This is a genomic window from Chloroflexota bacterium (genome assembly GCA_020850535.1).
In the GTDB taxonomy this organism is placed as follows: Bacteria; Chloroflexota; UBA6077; order UBA6077; family JACCZL01; genus JADZEM01.
In genome coordinates this window covers 12,721-26,789 of the sequence record JADZEM010000134.1, presented here as the reverse complement: position 1 = coordinate 26,789, position 14,069 = coordinate 12,721, and the positions used below count along the sequence as shown (strand labels likewise).

Below are 14,069 nucleotides of genomic sequence, written 5' to 3'. Positions count from 1 at the left end.
CCCAGGCGCCGGAGCAGTGGCTCCAGGCCTGGCGACGAGGGCAGCGCGGCATGTCGACGTACCGCATCGAGGGTGGCGCGCCGCTCCAAGGCCGCATCACGGCGAGCGGCGCCAAGAACGCAGCAACCAAGCAGATCGTCGCCAGCTTGCTGACGGACGAGGAGGTTGTCCTCCAGAACGTCCCGCAGATCGGCGATGTCGCCATCACGCTCGACATCGTGCGGTCGCTCGGCGCGACGGTCGAGTGGCAGGACGAATCGACACTGCGGATTCACGCGGCCAGCGTCCGCAGCGGCGAGGTGCCGGTCGCCTTTTCGGGCCTGAACCGGATCCCCGTGCTGCTGATCGGGCCGCTGCTCCATCGCTACGGGACGGCCTCGGTGCCGCTGCTCGGCGGCGACGAGATCGGGGCGCGCCCGCTCAACTACCATGTCGGGGCGCTCCAGCAACTCGGCGCGACGGTTTCCGTCGAGGCGGACCGCTGGCGGGTGAACGCCAGGCGGCTCAAAGGCACGCTCATCGATCTGCCGTACCCGAGCGTCGGCGCCACCGAGAGCGCGTTGCTCTCGTCGGTGCTGGCCGATGGCACCACGGTGATCCGGAACGCGGCTGTCGAGCCGGAGATCATCGACACGATCTTGCTGCTCCAGAAGATGGGCGCGCTGATCGCCGTCGAGGTGGACCGCACCATCATCATCGAGGGCGTCGCGCGGCTGCGCGGCGCACGCCATCGCCTGTTGACCGACCGCATCGAGGTGGCGTCGTTCGCGGCGGCGGCCGTCGCGACCGACGGCGATGTCTTCATCGAGGGCGCGGAGCAGGGCGCGATCACCGCGTTCCTCAACGCCCTGCGGCGCGTCGGCGGCGAGTTCGAGGTGCAGCCGGACGGGATCAGGTTCTTCCGGGGCGGTGACCTGCGCTCGATCGCCCTGGAGACGGATGTCCACCCCGGCTTCGCGACGGACTGGCAGCAGCCGTTCGTGGTGCTGCTGACCCAGGCCAAGGGGCTCTCGGTCATCCATGAGACGGTCTTCGAGCAGCGGTTCGGCTACACCAGCGTGCTGCGCGAGATGGGCGCGACCATCGAGCTGTACAACACCTGTCTGGGGGCCAAGAGCTGCCGTTACCGCTACGGCGATCATCCGCACAGCTGTCTCGTGCAGGGACCGACGGCGCTGCACGGCACCTCGATGCAGATCCCCGATCTGCGGGCCGGTTTCTCGTATGTGATCGCGGCGCTGGTCGGGAAGGGCGCCTCCACCATCGAGGGGGCGCAGTACGTCGAGCGTGGCTACTCGCACATCCCCGACAAGATCGAGCGGCTGGGCGGGCGCTGCCTCGTGGTGCAGGAGTAGCGCTCCTGCAGGCGTCCAGAAGCGGCGCGCGGCACTCGGCTACAATCGGCTCCGACGACCGGAGGTGATTGCCGTGCCTGAGCGTGTGCAGATCGTAGTCCCGGGTGACAACCCGCAGCAGATTCAGGGCTCGCCCCGACTCGACATGCTGGCGCCGTACGGCGATGTGACCGTCCACACAGACCGCCCGACCAGCTTCGAGCAGCAGATCGAGCGCGCGAAGGACGCCACGATCCTGCTCAACTCGCGCGGGGCCGTCAAGTGGCCGGGCGAGGTGCTGCGCCAGTTGCCAAAGCTGAAGTTCATCACCGTGTTCGGCATCGGCACGGACTCCATCGACCTGGTGACGGCGAAGGAGCTGGGGATCGTCGTCTCGAACATCCCTGGCAAGACCGCGCCGGTCGTGGCCGAGCACGCCTTCGCGCTGATGCTGGCGACGGCCAAGCGGCTGGTCTTCCAGACGGGGGAGATGCGCGGAGGCCGCTGGGGCACCCGCATCGACAACGTCTACCTGAACGGGAAGACGCTGGGCGTCGTCGGCGCTGGCCCGATTGGCGCGCGGATGATGGCGCTCGGCAAGGGCCTCGGGATGAAGGTCATCGCCTGGACGTTCAACCCGACCCCCGAGCGCTCGGCCCAGCTTGGCGTCGAGTTCGTGAGCCTCGACGATCTGCTCACCCAGTCCGACGTGGTCAGCCTGCACCTGCCGCTCACCGACAAGAGCCGGGGGATGATCGGCCCGGAGCAGCTTGCGAAGATGAAGGCCGGGTCGATCCTGGTCAACACCGGGCGCGGCCCGCTGGTGGACGAGGCTGCGCTGGTCTCAGCGCTGGAGTCCGGGCATCTGGCGGGCGCTGGCCTGGACGTGTTCACCCAGGAGCCGCTGCCAGCGGACGCTGCCATCCTCAAATGCCAGCAAGTCGTGCTCTCGCCGCACAACGCCGACGCCACCCCCGAGGGCATGGACTTCCTGAATATCGGCGCGGTCGAGAACGCCCTGGCGTTCCTGGACGGCAAGCCGCAGAACGTCGTCAACAAGTAGGCTGCCCGCCGACGCCGCTGCCGGGGGCTGCTGCCGTCGTCAGCGCTGCTTCCGAAGCTCCTCGGCCCTCGCGGCGACGGCCTGCGCGTCTGGGATGTCGTAGAAGGCCGGCGTGTAGACGCCGCGCCGGAAGAACGTCAGCCCGGTGTTGCCGTACACCTCGTCGAACAGGCCCGTCGGGCCGAAGGTGACCGTGCCGGAGCCGTCCGGGCGGACAGACGTGCCGATGCTGGGCACGGTGGCAAGCGGGATGGCGTCCAGCGACCGGCCGCGGAGCTGTCGGAGGATCAGCGCGCGCCGGGCGGTCAGCGCGTAGTGGGTGTTCCGCTTGACCCAGGCCTGGTAGAAGAACCGCCCGACCAGGAAGTACAGCGCCAGGATCACGAACGGGATGCCGAACACGGCCAGGGCAGGCGGCCCAGGCGGGCTGCCTGTGAGTCCAAGCACGGACGCTTCCCAGTAGAAGGTGAAGCCGCCCCAGAGCAGGCTGAACGGGATCAGGAAGAGATCGGCGCGGGTCAGGTAGCGCTTCGGGTCTGGCTGGCCGATCCAGACGATGCGCTCGCCGCGTGCCAGATCGCGCTCGAAGAGGGATTCGTACACGGGCTGCGCTCCCAGGGCCGGCCTGCCGCCACGCCAGGGCGGATGATACCGTGCGACCGCTCGCCGCACGTGCACGCATGGGAGAGCCGTGCCCGTTTCACGTGCTCGTTTCAGAGCATAGCGCCGCGCGCACACGCGTGGGAGAGCCCGCCGCTGCTCCGGTACAATCGTCGCATGCCACGCTTCAGCGACTTCGACACGCGACAGTACCGGATGGTCGATGCCCGCACCGGGTACGGCGAGTGGGTCGCCACCTACGAGGGGACCGTCGAGGACGAGATGGACCTGGCGCTGCTGGCGCGCGTCACGACGGTCGACTGGTCAGCCGTCCGCGAGGCGGCCGATCTCGGGTCGGGGACGGGGCGCACGGGCGCGTGGCTGCACGGCCAGGGCGTCGGGGCCATCGACGGCGTAGACGTGACCCCCGAGATGCTGGAGCGCGCACGGCGGCGAGGCGTTTTCCGCCGGCTGACCGTGGCGGACGTGGCCGCGACCGGGCTGCCCGACGCCGCCTACGACCTGATCACGACCTCGCTGGTGGACGAGCACCTGGAAGACCTCCTGCCGCTCTACCGGGAGGCGTTCCGGCTCGGGCGGCCGGGCGCGGCCTACGTGCTGGTCGGCTACCACCCCGAGTTCATGATGGTCTCGGGCATGCCGACCCACTACCGGAACGCGGCCGGCGAGGAGATCGCCATCGACACGCACCTGCACCTGATCAGCGAGCATGTGCAGGCGGCGCTCGGGGCCGGCTGGACGCTGGCGGAGATGCACGAGCGGCTGATCGACGATGCCTGGGTGGCGCTCAAGCCAAGGTGGGAGCGGTATCGCGGCCACCCGATCTCGTTCGCGTTCGTCTGGCGCAAGCCCGCCTGACATCGATTCCACAGGGCTGAGCGCGCGGCCGCGACTGTGCGGCGTACCTCGCATTTTTGAGGTTGGCGATCCGGCCGAAGTTGCGCGTTTGCGCCATCCCCTGTCAAGCCGTCACACCGTTTCTCTTTACGGGGCCGGCGACCGCAGCAGTGCGGACGCGCAGCTAGCAGCCACGGTCAGACCCTCGCGCCGCTTTGCCACGACCTCGGTGAGCTTGGAGTGAGCCTTATGCAAATTGATCCGAACGTCAATATCGCAGCACTCACCAGGCTTGCCGACAAAACCGGCGAGGTACAGGCCCAGGTCGGTGTCAGCGTGCTCAAGGAGGTCATGGAGACCGCCGAGTCGCAGACGCTTCAGATGCTCCAGTCGATGCAGCCGCACCTCGGCCAGAACGTGGACGTGCGGGTATAACGTCCGCTGCCTGTCCTTCGTCTGTCAGCAGAGCACTCCCAGACGACGCGCGACCGAGATCGGTCGCGCGTCATTCGTTGTCCAGGGCATCGGTCTGGGTGGCCGCGCGTCGCCGAATCCCAGGGTGATTGCACGTTGGGCGGGTGGTGCAGCATCGGGGACAGGGCGATTGCACGTTGGGTGGGTCGTCCAGCGTTGTCGGGGCTTGAAACCCCCGCCTACCATCCTGCAGTCGCTGCGCGACGCTCCAGGCTCACCAGGCCCTGCCGTTCCCGGCGTCCGTCGCGCAGCGACGGCATGACTGTAGACGGGGGTTTCAACCCCTGACTGTGCGTTTCATGGCGTTGTGGGAACATCAACGAAGGCGCACGGCGATCTCATCTGGAATGGACTCGATCACCACGGGCGTTTCATAGCGTTGCGGGAACATCAACGAACGCGCAATCGCCCTGGGCCGAATCCAACCTGAAGGCTGTAGTCTGCCACAGCCTGGTGACCTCACCCCCGTCCCCGCTCCGCGCCGGAGATGATGTCGGCGGAGCCGATATTTGCGCCGCTTGACGGGCCGCCCCCTGCGCCGTACCGTGGAGTGTGCGAGTCCGGCCGCCGACCGCCGGCGATCGGGACCGCGTACAGGGAAGGGGTATCTGCCGATGCGTGCGCGTGCTGTGCCCGTGCTCTTGCTCCTCTGCAGCCTGCTGGCGTTTCCACCGGCGGCGCTCGGCGCGACGCCCTCGCCGTTTGCCGTCCAGCCGTTCGCCGTCCAGCAGAACCCGCTGGCGATCACCGCGCGGCTCGGCATCTCGGCCGGCGACCGGATCCAGAACGTCGAGCGGGGGACCGACCGCCGGGTGCTGGAGCGGCTGTTGCCGGAGCTGTTCGCGTCGGCGGCGATGCTCGGCGTGCGGATCGAGACCGTGTCGGTCGGGCGTGGGTTCTGGTCCGAGGATGGCGAGGTCGAGTCTGAAAACGATCTGGATCTCGTGGTGTCGGGGGTCCAGGAGAACATTCTTGCCCTCGGAGCGATGCTCGGGCAGGAGTGGGGGCAGAGCGCCGTGCTGGTCTGGCAGAGTGCGCCCGGCTCCGACATGCTGACGGCGACGCTCCCGCTGCCCGGCGGGACGGCGGCGCTCAACGAGCAGGTCTTCGAGCAGCTGGCGAAGGTGCTGACGGACGGCGGCCACATCCGGTACGGCGGCGCGGACAGCCTCGTCTTCGTGGCCCACACGGGGGATGACTCCGGTCCGCGGTTCCGCGCTCGCATGGCCGAGGCGCAGCGTGTCCTGACGGCGGCGGGCGTCCGGACGGGGGCGCTGGCGTTCGGGCAGGCGACGATGGTCTCGCTGACGAAGGCGACGTACCAGCAGTACATCGACGGGGCGATTCGCGGCAAGGCGGCCTGACCGTTCAGGGGGTGCTCTTCGAGTACCATTCCGCCGTGCCTGAATCGCCGTCCGCTGCCGTCGCTTCCACGAGTCGGCCCCATGAGGGGCCGGTGCTCGAACTGCGTGACCTCGTGACCGAGATCCGCGGTCGGCGCGGGGCGATCCGCGTGGTGGACGAGGTCTCGCTGACGGTCGGGCCGGGCGAGATCGTCGGGCTGGTGGGCGAGTCCGGCTGCGGCAAGTCGATGACGGCGTTCTCGGTGCTGGGGCTCTTCCCGACGCCGGCCGCCAGGGTGGCAGGCGGCCAGATCCTGTTTCGCGGTCAGGAGCTGCGGGGGCTGGCCCCGCACGAGCAGCGGCTCTACCGAGGCGCACGGATCGGGATGGTCTTCCAGGATCCGTCGAGCTTTCTGGATCCGCTGATGCCCGTCGGGCGGCAGGTGGCCGAGACGCTGGTCTCGCACGGCCAGCGGAACGGCGTCGAAGCGCGGGTGCTGGAGCTGCTCTCGCAGATGGAGCTGCCCGATCCGGCCGCCGTCGCGCGGCGCTACCCGCACGAGCTGTCTGGCGGGCAGCGGCAGCGGGTGCTGATCGCGGCGGCGCTGGCGATGCGGCCGGCCCTGCTGATCGCCGACGAGCCGACGACGGCGCTCGACGTGACGGTGCAGGCGAGCATCTTGCACCTGCTGCTGCGCCTGCGTGAGACGCTGGGCCTGGGCATCCTGCTGATCACCCACGACCTCGGGATTGTGGCCGAGGTCTGTGACCGCGTCTACGTGATGTATGCCGGGCGCGTCGTCGAGACGAACGACATTCGCGGGCTGTTCGCTCGTCCACGCCATCCGTACACCCAGGGCCTGCTGCGCGGCACTCTCAGCGTCGAGGCGTTCAGCGGCGATCTCTTCTCGATCCCCGGTGTGGTGCCAAACCCGCGTGCCTTTCCGGCTGGCTGCCGCTTCAACCCGCGCTGCCCGATCGCCGTGGACGTGTGCCGCGTCAACGATCCGCCGTTGATGCCACGCGACCACGGGTCCGATGCGTGCTGGCGGGCGCTGGAGCCGGCGGCAGCCAATGCCTGGGCCGCCGGGGCCGCCGTGCCACACTCCGAGTCTGACGCGTGAGGGCCGGATGAAGGTCTATCTAGCATCGCCGCTCGGGTTCGCCACGGCTACCCGGGCGTATCTGCATGAGCTGGTCACGGCCCTGGAGGGGCATGGGCTGACCGTCTACGATCCATGGGGCAGCAATCGCCCGAAGACGCCGTCGCTCGCGCCGCCACCCGAGCTGCCCGCCGACTACGAGCAGCGGCGGGCCGTGCGCCATGCGAAGAACCACACCATCGGGCAGCAGAACGCCGAGGCGATCCAGAACGCGCACGGGCTGATCGCGGTGCTCGACGGGGTGGACGTGGACTCGGGGACGGCCGCCGAGATCGGGTACGCCTTCGGGCTGGGCAAGGCGATCTGGGGCCTGCGGACGGACACGCGGCTGGCGGGTGACAACGAGGGCGCCATCGTCAACCTCCAGGTGCAGTACTTCATCGAGGCGAGCGGCGGGCGCATCGCGCAGTCGATCCCGGATCTGCTGCTGCTGCTGGACTACCGCGAGCTGCCGGGCGGCTCGGATGTGCCAGAGCCTGAGCCGTCTGCCCCTGAGCCGATCCCATTCCGTCCGCACCTGGTCCAGCCGAGCGGCGTCAGCGAGGATGACGACGACGATGACGGCGAGGATGGGGGGGATCGGGGGCAGGGTCGGTGACGCCGCTCATCGAAGGGCGGAATCTGAGCCGCGTGTTCGTGGTGCGGTCCGGCTTCTTCGGGCCGCGCCGTCAGCTCCGCGCCGTGGACGACGTCTCGCTCGCCATTCAGGAGGGGGAGACCGTCGCGCTGGTCGGGGAGAGCGGCTCGGGGAAGTCAACGCTCGGTCGGATGCTGCTCGGGCTGCTGCCGCCGACGGCCGGCGAGATCCTGTACGACGGCCGCCCGCTGCGAGACCTGACTGGCGAGGCCTGGAAGCGCTTCCGACGCGAGGTGCAGGTCGTGTTTCAGGACACGGCGTCCTCGCTCAACCCGCGCAAGACGATTGGCGGCAGCCTGGAAGTGCCGCTCCGCTACAACCTGGGGATGCGCGGGCCGGACGTGCGCTCGCGGACCGAGGCTCTGCTGGCGCAGGTCGGGCTGGACCCGGCCGTCTTTCTGGAGCGGTACCCGCACGAGCTGTCCGGCGGTCAGCGGCAGCGGGTCGGCGTGGCGCGGGCCGTGGCCTCGAAACCGCGCTTCGTGGTGGCCGACGAGCCGGTCTCGGCGCTCGACGTGTCGGTGCGGGCCCAGGTGCTCAAGCTGCTGCGCGATCTCCAGCAGGCGACGGGGCTGGCCGAGCTGTTCATCACCCACGATCTGGGGGTGGTGCGGGCGGTGGCGGGCCGGGTGCTGGTGATGTACCTGGGCGCGCTGGTCGAGAGCGGACCGGTGGACGCGCTGTTTGCGGCCCCGGGCCACCCGTACACCCGTGCGCTGCTGGCCGCAACGCCCGTTCCCGATCCGGTGCGGCGGCAGAACCGCCAGCCGCTGGGCGGCGAGATCCCGTCGCCGCTCGCGCCGCCGTCCGGCTGCCGGTTTCATCCGCGCTGCCCGCTGGCGCAGGAGGTTTGCCGCACGACGGTCCCGCCGATGGTGTCGCTCGACGGCGGCATCGAGAGCGCGTGTCACTTCGCCGCCGAGGTGCAGAAGCTGGGTCCGGCGGGCCACGCCGCCGAGGCGTAGCGGGCGGGCGGGGGATACGCCCTCCGACAGAATTGACATATTGACAGAATCGGCGGGCGAGGGCGCGCTTTCGCCGCGTCGTGCTGCCTTGCGCCGAGGTCGGCGTGGCTGCGGGCTACATGACGGGTCAGACGATCGACGTCAACGGCGGGATGTACATGAGCTGAACGCCCGGGAGCGCGGCGATCTTCGCCCGGTCTACGCGTTGGGGCCGAGGTACGCGCCGCGCTCCTTGAGCGTCTGGCGGAGCCACGGCACGGGCACCTTGCGGGGGGGCACGCCCTCCTGGAGGGCCAGGGCGGCGGCGGTGCCGGCCGCCTCGCCCATCGCAAAGGAGGGCGGCATCACACGGATACCGCCGAGCGCCTCGTGGGTCGCCGAGACGCACCGGCCCGCCACCAGCAACTGCTCGACCTTCAGCGGCACGAGACAGCGGTACGGGATCTGGTAGGCGTTGGCCGTCTCGCCGCGATTGGAGATGCCGCCGCCGGCGCCCTTCGGATCGTGGATGTCGATGGGGTAGGCGCAGTAGGCGATGGTGTCGTCAAAGTCGCGGCCGGCGATCAGGTCATCCAGGGTCAGGGTGTACTCGCCCTCGATGCGACGGGTCTCGCGGACGCCGATCTGCGCGGCGGTGTCGATCAAGATGCAGTTCTGGAAGCCCGGGACGTACTTGCGGAGGAAGGCGTAGATCTCGAGCACCTGCCGCCGCCCCTCGATCTCGGCGCGGGTCAGGTCGGCCACCTTGGTACCGTCCACCCCGAGCACCCGGCTGACGTTGACTCGCCAGACGCCCTCCTGCGGGCTCTCGTACATGCTGAGGCGCTCGCGCGGGATGGTGTAGTCGCCGTTGGCCTGGGCGGCCTTGATACAGGAGCTGAACGCCATCCGCTGCTCGATCTCCTCCGGGTGCTCGCGGAAGTAGGCGTCCACCTGGGCGCGCTCGACGTTGCCCACCCGGAAGAACATGGTGGCCGGCTGCACCAGCCCGTCAGACTCGCGGCCCTGCTTGAACGGCGCGCCAGCCCGGGCTGCAACGTCGGCGTCCGCCGAGCAGTCGATGGTCGTCTTGGCGCGCACGACCTGCAGCCCTTCCTTGCTGTGCACGACCGCGCCGCGGACCGCGCCATCCTCCACGATGGGATCGACGAACGAGGTGTGCAGCATCAGGCGGACGTCGGCCTCCAGGCACAGCTCGGCGCTGGCGACCTTCATCGCCTCGGGGTCGAACGGGGTCACCCCGATGTGGCCGTGCTTCATGTAGGCCGAGCGCGAGATCGAGGAGGGGACTTTCGAGGGGTGGATCGCGCCGCCGGTCGTCTCCATCCGCCGCACCAGCTCGTCGAAGATGCCGCGCACCAGCTGGGTTCTGCCGTCCGCGCTGAACGAGGTCATGAACGGTCCGACGAGGCTGGCCGTGGCGTTGCCGCCCAGGAAGCCGTAGCGCTCGATCAGGATGGTGCTGGCGCCGTTGCGGGCGGCGGCGACGGCCGCACCGATGCCGGCCGTCCCGCCGCCGACGACGAGCACGTCAACCTCGGCGACGACGGGCGCTTCACGGGTGTAGGTGTACGTGTGGGGCATGAGACAGCCTCTGGCAGTGTTGGCGGTGAGCGTGGTGGACGCTGGCGGGCTTACTCGCTGGCGAGGCTCGCGAGGTGGACGCCGAGCGCTGACGCCCGGTCAGGCTCGCGCTGGCTACTGATGGCCGACGCCGCCCGGCGGCCAATCGGCCGCGAGACGGGCGCGTGCGCCGAGCCGTTGTGCGGGTGCGGCCCGATCATCTCCATCAGCATGTCGAGGAACGCCTGGGCGATGCCGCCCGGCGGCCCGACGTCGTTGCGGCGGATCACCACCATCCGGCGGTGGACCGGCCCGGCATCGACAATCGGGACGGAGGCCAGCTGCCCCAGCTCCAGCTCGCGCTCGACCGCGACGATCGGCAGCAGCGCCACCCCGAGCCCCTCTTCGAGCATCTTTTTCGCCGCCTCGAAGTTGTCCAACTCCATAATGATGCGAGGGGGTACGCCAGCTCCAACGAACAACGCCTGGGTCAGCTCGTAGTAGCTGGAGGCTCGGTCGAAGACTACCAGCCCCTCGGCGACCACGTCCGCCAGCCGGGCGGAGCCGCGTCGTGCGAACGGATGAGATGGATGGGTCACGAGCGTCAGCTCGTCGTCATAGAGCGGAATCACATCAACATCGTCGTGGCGCAGTTGGCGCACGATGGCCAGTTCGACGCTCTCGGTGAGGACCAGCTCCAGGACTTGCTCGGAGTGCCCGGTCCGCACGGTCAGCTCGACGCGCGGATGCTCCATCCGGAACCGTTTGAGGACTTTCGGGAGCACGTAACTGCTGACCGACCCGGTCGCGCCGATCACCAGCTTGCCGGCCCGGCCGCTCGCAAGGTCGGCCACGGCGGCGCGGCCATCGACAATCGCCATGAGCGCCCGCTCGGCGTGCGGGAGGAAGACGCGGCCGGCATCGGTCAGGCGCACGCCGCGCCCGGACCGCGCGAACAACACCTGTCCCAGCTCGGACTCAAGTGCGTGGAGGCGGGCTGTCAGCGCTGGCTGGGTGACGCCCAACGCTTCAGCGGCCCGCGAGACTGTTCCGCGTTGAACGACCTCGACGAACGCTTCGATCTGCTTGATGAGCACGCCGCACCTCGGATCAGAGAGGTATACCGGCCGGGGGGATGCCTGAGCCAGCATCGGCCGGCAGCAGACAGCCGGCTGGGCACGCACCAGCCCACCCCCGTGTGACGGCCTCGCCCGCGGGTGCCAGGGCGCTGCCCCCTGCACCGACGCGCGTCGTCCCCATCGGATTCTCAGCCTGTAGGACACGAAGGAGCATCACTCGATGGCCAATCCACTCACCTTGATGGCGGTACACGCCCACCCGGACGACGAATCCATCGGCACGGGCGGTGTGCTGGCGCAGGCGGCCGCCGATGGGTTCCGCACGGTGCTGGTGACCTGTACCGGCGGCGAGGTCGGCGAGATTGCCCCGGAGACCGGCGTCGAGCCGGAGCTGTTGGCCGAGGTGCGGCGGCGCGAGCTTGAGCGGGCCTGCGAGATTCTCGGTGTTCGTCACCTGGAGATGCTGGGCTACCGCGACTCGGGCATGATGGGCGCCCTGGACAACCACCACCCGGAGGCGTTCCACCAGGCGAACCTGAACGATGCCATCGCGCGGCTGGTGACGCTGGTCCGCACGTACCAGCCGGACATCATCGTCACCTACGACGAGAACGGCTTCTACGGACACCCGGACCACATCAACGCGCACCGGGTGGCGGTCGGGGCGTTCCACCGTGCCGGCGATCCGCTGCTGGACGACGGTCACCCGCCCCACACGACGGCGAAGCTGTACTACACGGCGATCGGGCAGTCGCAGTTCGTGGAGTTCGGGCGGCGGCTGCACGAGCTTGGGATCGACGGCCCTGGCGGACGTTCGGACGGCGACGCCGAGGCAGCCGCCGATCCGCAGGCGGACGCTGCACCGGCGGCTGCTGCTGCGACAGAGGAAGCCGCGCCGACGCCCCCGCCCTGGGGCATCCCGGACCAGCTCATCACCACGGTGGTGGATGTCTCGGCGCACGTCTCGAAGAAGCGCGAGGCGCTCTGGGCCCATGCGACCCAGATGGGGCCGGAGGTCTTCTTCGCGCGGCTGCCGGATCAGGCGTTCGACAGCATGTTCGGGCGGGAGCAGTTCCGGCTGGTGCAGTCGCGGGTGCCGGTGTCGCTGCCGGAGACGGACCTGTTCGCGGGGCTGCGGTAGGGCGCAGCGGGTTGAGCGGTGAGGCTGTCCCCGGGTGCGACCGTATACTGATAGCTCCGGACCGCGTCCTCAGCGGCGCGAGAGGTGGAGGTATGGTGAAGTTCCTGTTTGGTGTCCTGATCGGCTTCGGGCTGAAGATGGCGTACGACTTCTTCCAGGAGGAGCGCATCCCGACGGACCTGGGCATGGCGCAGGGCCGCTCTGAGGCGATCCTGGACGAGACGCGTCAACTGGTGCGTGAGCTGCGCGAGGAGATCCGCTCGGTGATCGCGCGGAACGGCTCGACGGCCGCCAGCGACGCCGCGACGACCGCCTAACGCATCACCTGGACCGGCCTGGCCGCCAACAGCTCGGCGGCCCGCCGGACCGGCGGATCGTCGCCCTGTTGAAGGTCCGCCACCTGGGCGACGGCCTCCACATCTGGCACCACGCCCTGCTTGTCGATGGGCGTGCCGTTCGGGGTCTGCATCCGCGCGACGGTCATCTGGAACGCCGAGCCGTCTGAGAGCTGCTGCGTCACCAGCCCGACGGTGCCGGCGGTCTTCGCGCCGACCACGGGGCCAGCCCGGTACTCCTTGACCGAGGCAGTGAAGACCTCGGCCCACGACGACGTGCCACGGTCCACCACCACGGCGAACGGCACCCGGCCGGCGGCAGACCGCCCCGGCGCTTGCAGGGCGATGCGCTGACCGTTGCGGTCCACCGCGTACGCCACCGGGCGGTTCTCCAGGAAGTTGAGGGCCACCAGCGCCATCGTCTCGGGCGTGCCCGTCGAGTTGCCGCGCAGGTCGAGGATCCAGCCACGGATGCCCTGATTGCGGCCCGTCACCAGCAGCCGCTGCACGAACTCCGGTGTGCCCTCGGTGAAGCTGCGGATGCGCATCACGGCGAGGCCATCCTGGCGCACGTTGACGTCGATGGGCGGGGTGTCTACGGGGGCGCGACGGATGCGAACGTCGGTTGGCGGCGGGGCGCCCCGCATGATCGAGAGCGTGACGGCGGTGCCTTCCTGGCCGCGCACCATCGCCGAGACCTGTGAGACGCTCAGGTTGTTGGTGGGGTTGCCGTCCACGGCGACGATCTGGTCGCCCAGACGGAGGCCAGCGCCGGCGGCCGGGCTGTTCCGAAACACTTCGGAGACGTAGGGCGGGTCCGTCGGGCCGGGCTTCGACATAATGACGCCGACGCCAGTGATCCGCGTCTCGCCGGTGACGACGAGGTCCGTTGGATCCAGCAACTGGGCCGCGTCGTCCTGCAGCGCCGCCAGCATCCCCCGAACGATGGCGCGGTCTGGCCGGCTCTGCGCGGCCCAGGCCGGGTGCTTGGCAACCATCAGATCGTAGCCGCGCGCGAACGCCGACCAGTCACGGGCGGGATCGCCGACCGGGGCGGGCAGGAGGTCGATGGGGGCGAGATCGAGCGGCAGGGCGTTGGCCTGGGCGCCCGCTTCGTGGACAGCGGCCACCGCGCTTTCGACGATCTGGGACGGATCGACCGGGCCGGGGTACCGCTGGACGATCTGCTGGTAGACGTTCGCCAGCTCGGACGTGGGGATCAGCCCGTTGTTGGTGGCGGCCGTCGGCGCCGCGCCGCGCACCGTACCCGTGGCCGCGCCGCTCTGGGAGGGTTTGGGGGCGGCGGTCTCGTCCTGGGTGCTGGCACGCGTGTTGCCGGACTGGGCGCTGCTCGCGGCCGAGCAGCCGGTGACCAGCGCAGCGATGGTGACCACGGCCACGCCACGTGCGGCCACACGGAGCCAGCCTGCACGCCACGCGGTGGGTGTGGGCACGGTGCGCGCCTCCTAGAACGAGGCAGGCCTTCGCGAACCTGCTCGTCCTGGATTATAGCG

The 14,069-nt window shown here is 69.7% G+C and carries 14 protein-coding genes; 10 read left to right on the top strand and 4 right to left on the bottom strand.

Features of this window, described 5'->3' with window-relative positions:
- Window positions 1-50: 50 nt before the first annotated feature.
- Complete coding sequence (murA, locus tag IT306_19410; GenBank protein MCC7370598.1) at window positions 51-1,355, top strand: UDP-N-acetylglucosamine 1-carboxyvinyltransferase; 1,305 nt, start codon at window positions 51-53, stop codon at window positions 1,353-1,355.
- Between the two features lie 73 nt (window positions 1,356-1,428).
- Window positions 1,429-2,397 carry a hypothetical protein gene (locus IT306_19405; protein MCC7370597.1) on the top strand — a complete coding sequence of 323 codons (969 nt, stop codon included), beginning with the start codon at window positions 1,429-1,431 and terminating at the stop codon, window positions 2,395-2,397.
- A gap of 39 nt (window positions 2,398-2,436) precedes the next feature.
- Here the strand turns inward: IT306_19405 and IT306_19400 are convergent, their stop codons facing one another.
- Window positions 2,437-3,000 carry a PH domain-containing protein gene (locus tag IT306_19400; GenBank protein MCC7370596.1) on the bottom strand — a complete coding sequence of 188 codons (564 nt, stop codon included), beginning with the start codon at window positions 2,998-3,000 and terminating at the stop codon, window positions 2,437-2,439.
- Window positions 3,001-3,174: 174 nt separating this feature from the next.
- On the opposite strand from IT306_19400, the gene IT306_19395 reads away from it, so the two are divergent.
- The 6 genes from IT306_19395 (at window position 3,175) to IT306_19370 (ending at window position 8,437) form a co-directional block, all read left to right on the top strand.
- The gene (locus IT306_19395) at window positions 3,175-3,876 is read left to right on the top strand and encodes a class I SAM-dependent methyltransferase (GenBank protein MCC7370595.1); all 702 of its coding nucleotides are present in this window, start codon (window positions 3,175-3,177) and stop codon (window positions 3,874-3,876) included.
- 228 nt (window positions 3,877-4,104) lie between these two features.
- Window positions 4,105-4,290 carry a YjfB family protein gene (locus IT306_19390; GenBank protein MCC7370594.1) on the top strand — a complete coding sequence of 62 codons (186 nt, stop codon included), beginning with the start codon at window positions 4,105-4,107 and terminating at the stop codon, window positions 4,288-4,290.
- A gap of 653 nt (window positions 4,291-4,943) precedes the next feature.
- The gene (locus IT306_19385) at window positions 4,944-5,693 is read left to right on the top strand and encodes a hypothetical protein (protein MCC7370593.1); all 750 of its coding nucleotides are present in this window, start codon (window positions 4,944-4,946) and stop codon (window positions 5,691-5,693) included.
- A gap of 35 nt (window positions 5,694-5,728) precedes the next feature.
- Window positions 5,729-6,796, top strand: coding sequence for an ABC transporter ATP-binding protein (locus IT306_19380; GenBank protein MCC7370592.1), 1,068 nt, complete (start codon window positions 5,729-5,731; stop codon window positions 6,794-6,796).
- Between the two features lie 7 nt (window positions 6,797-6,803).
- The gene (locus tag IT306_19375; GenBank protein ID MCC7370591.1) at window positions 6,804-7,433 is read left to right on the top strand and encodes a nucleoside 2-deoxyribosyltransferase; all 630 of its coding nucleotides are present in this window, start codon (window positions 6,804-6,806) and stop codon (window positions 7,431-7,433) included.
- Entirely contained in the window at window positions 7,430-8,437 is a 1,008-nt protein-coding gene (locus tag IT306_19370; GenBank protein MCC7370590.1) for an ATP-binding cassette domain-containing protein, read from the top strand. Before IT306_19375 ends, IT306_19370 begins: the two co-directional genes overlap by 4 nt.
- Window positions 8,438-8,635: 198 nt before the next feature.
- Here the strand turns inward: IT306_19370 and IT306_19365 are convergent, their stop codons facing one another.
- Both IT306_19365 and IT306_19360 read right to left on the bottom strand, forming a co-directional pair.
- Window positions 8,636-10,021 (bottom strand): FAD-dependent oxidoreductase, encoded by a 1,386-nt coding sequence (locus tag IT306_19365; GenBank protein ID MCC7370589.1) that lies wholly within the window; start codon window positions 10,019-10,021, stop codon window positions 8,636-8,638.
- Between the two features lie 50 nt (window positions 10,022-10,071).
- Window positions 10,072-11,097, bottom strand: coding sequence for a LysR family transcriptional regulator (locus tag IT306_19360; GenBank protein ID MCC7370588.1), 1,026 nt, complete (start codon window positions 11,095-11,097; stop codon window positions 10,072-10,074).
- A gap of 202 nt (window positions 11,098-11,299) precedes the next feature.
- Between IT306_19360 and IT306_19355 the strand changes: the two genes are divergently transcribed.
- Both IT306_19355 and IT306_19350 read left to right on the top strand, forming a co-directional pair.
- On the top strand, window positions 11,300-12,220 hold the full coding sequence (locus tag IT306_19355) for a PIG-L family deacetylase (GenBank protein MCC7370587.1): 921 nt from the start codon (window positions 11,300-11,302) through the stop codon (window positions 12,218-12,220).
- A 92-nt stretch (window positions 12,221-12,312) separates the two neighbouring features.
- Window positions 12,313-12,537: a hypothetical protein gene (locus IT306_19350; GenBank protein ID MCC7370586.1), complete on the top strand. Its 225-nt coding sequence runs from the start codon at window positions 12,313-12,315 to the stop codon at window positions 12,535-12,537.
- Here IT306_19350 and IT306_19345 read toward each other — a convergent pair.
- On the bottom strand, window positions 12,534-14,009 hold the full coding sequence (locus IT306_19345) for a PDZ domain-containing protein (protein MCC7370585.1): 1,476 nt from the start codon (window positions 14,007-14,009) through the stop codon (window positions 12,534-12,536). The two genes, IT306_19350 and IT306_19345, sit on opposite strands and share 4 nt — an antisense overlap.
- Window positions 14,010-14,069: the final 60 nt, after the last annotated feature.

What these genes read in the sequence shown, in the direction of transcription:
- murA (MCC7370598.1), top strand. Translation starts at nt 51, where the DNA reads ATGTCGACGTACCGCATCGAGGGTGGCGCGCCGCTCCAAGGCCGCATC.
- IT306_19395 (MCC7370595.1), top strand. Translation starts at nt 3,175, where the DNA reads ATGCCACGCTTCAGCGACTTCGACACGCGACAGTACCGGATGGTCGAT.
- IT306_19390 (MCC7370594.1), top strand. Translation starts at nt 4,105, where the DNA reads ATGCAAATTGATCCGAACGTCAATATCGCAGCACTCACCAGGCTTGCC.
- IT306_19385 (MCC7370593.1), top strand. Translation starts at nt 4,944, where the DNA reads ATGCGTGCGCGTGCTGTGCCCGTGCTCTTGCTCCTCTGCAGCCTGCTG.
- IT306_19375 (MCC7370591.1), top strand. Translation starts at nt 6,804, where the DNA reads ATGAAGGTCTATCTAGCATCGCCGCTCGGGTTCGCCACGGCTACCCGG.
- IT306_19365 (MCC7370589.1), bottom strand. Translation starts at nt 10,021, where the DNA reads ATGCCCCACACGTACACCTACACCCGTGAAGCGCCCGTCGTCGCCGAG.
- IT306_19355 (MCC7370587.1), top strand. Translation starts at nt 11,300, where the DNA reads ATGGCCAATCCACTCACCTTGATGGCGGTACACGCCCACCCGGACGAC.
- IT306_19350 (MCC7370586.1), top strand. Translation starts at nt 12,313, where the DNA reads ATGGTGAAGTTCCTGTTTGGTGTCCTGATCGGCTTCGGGCTGAAGATG.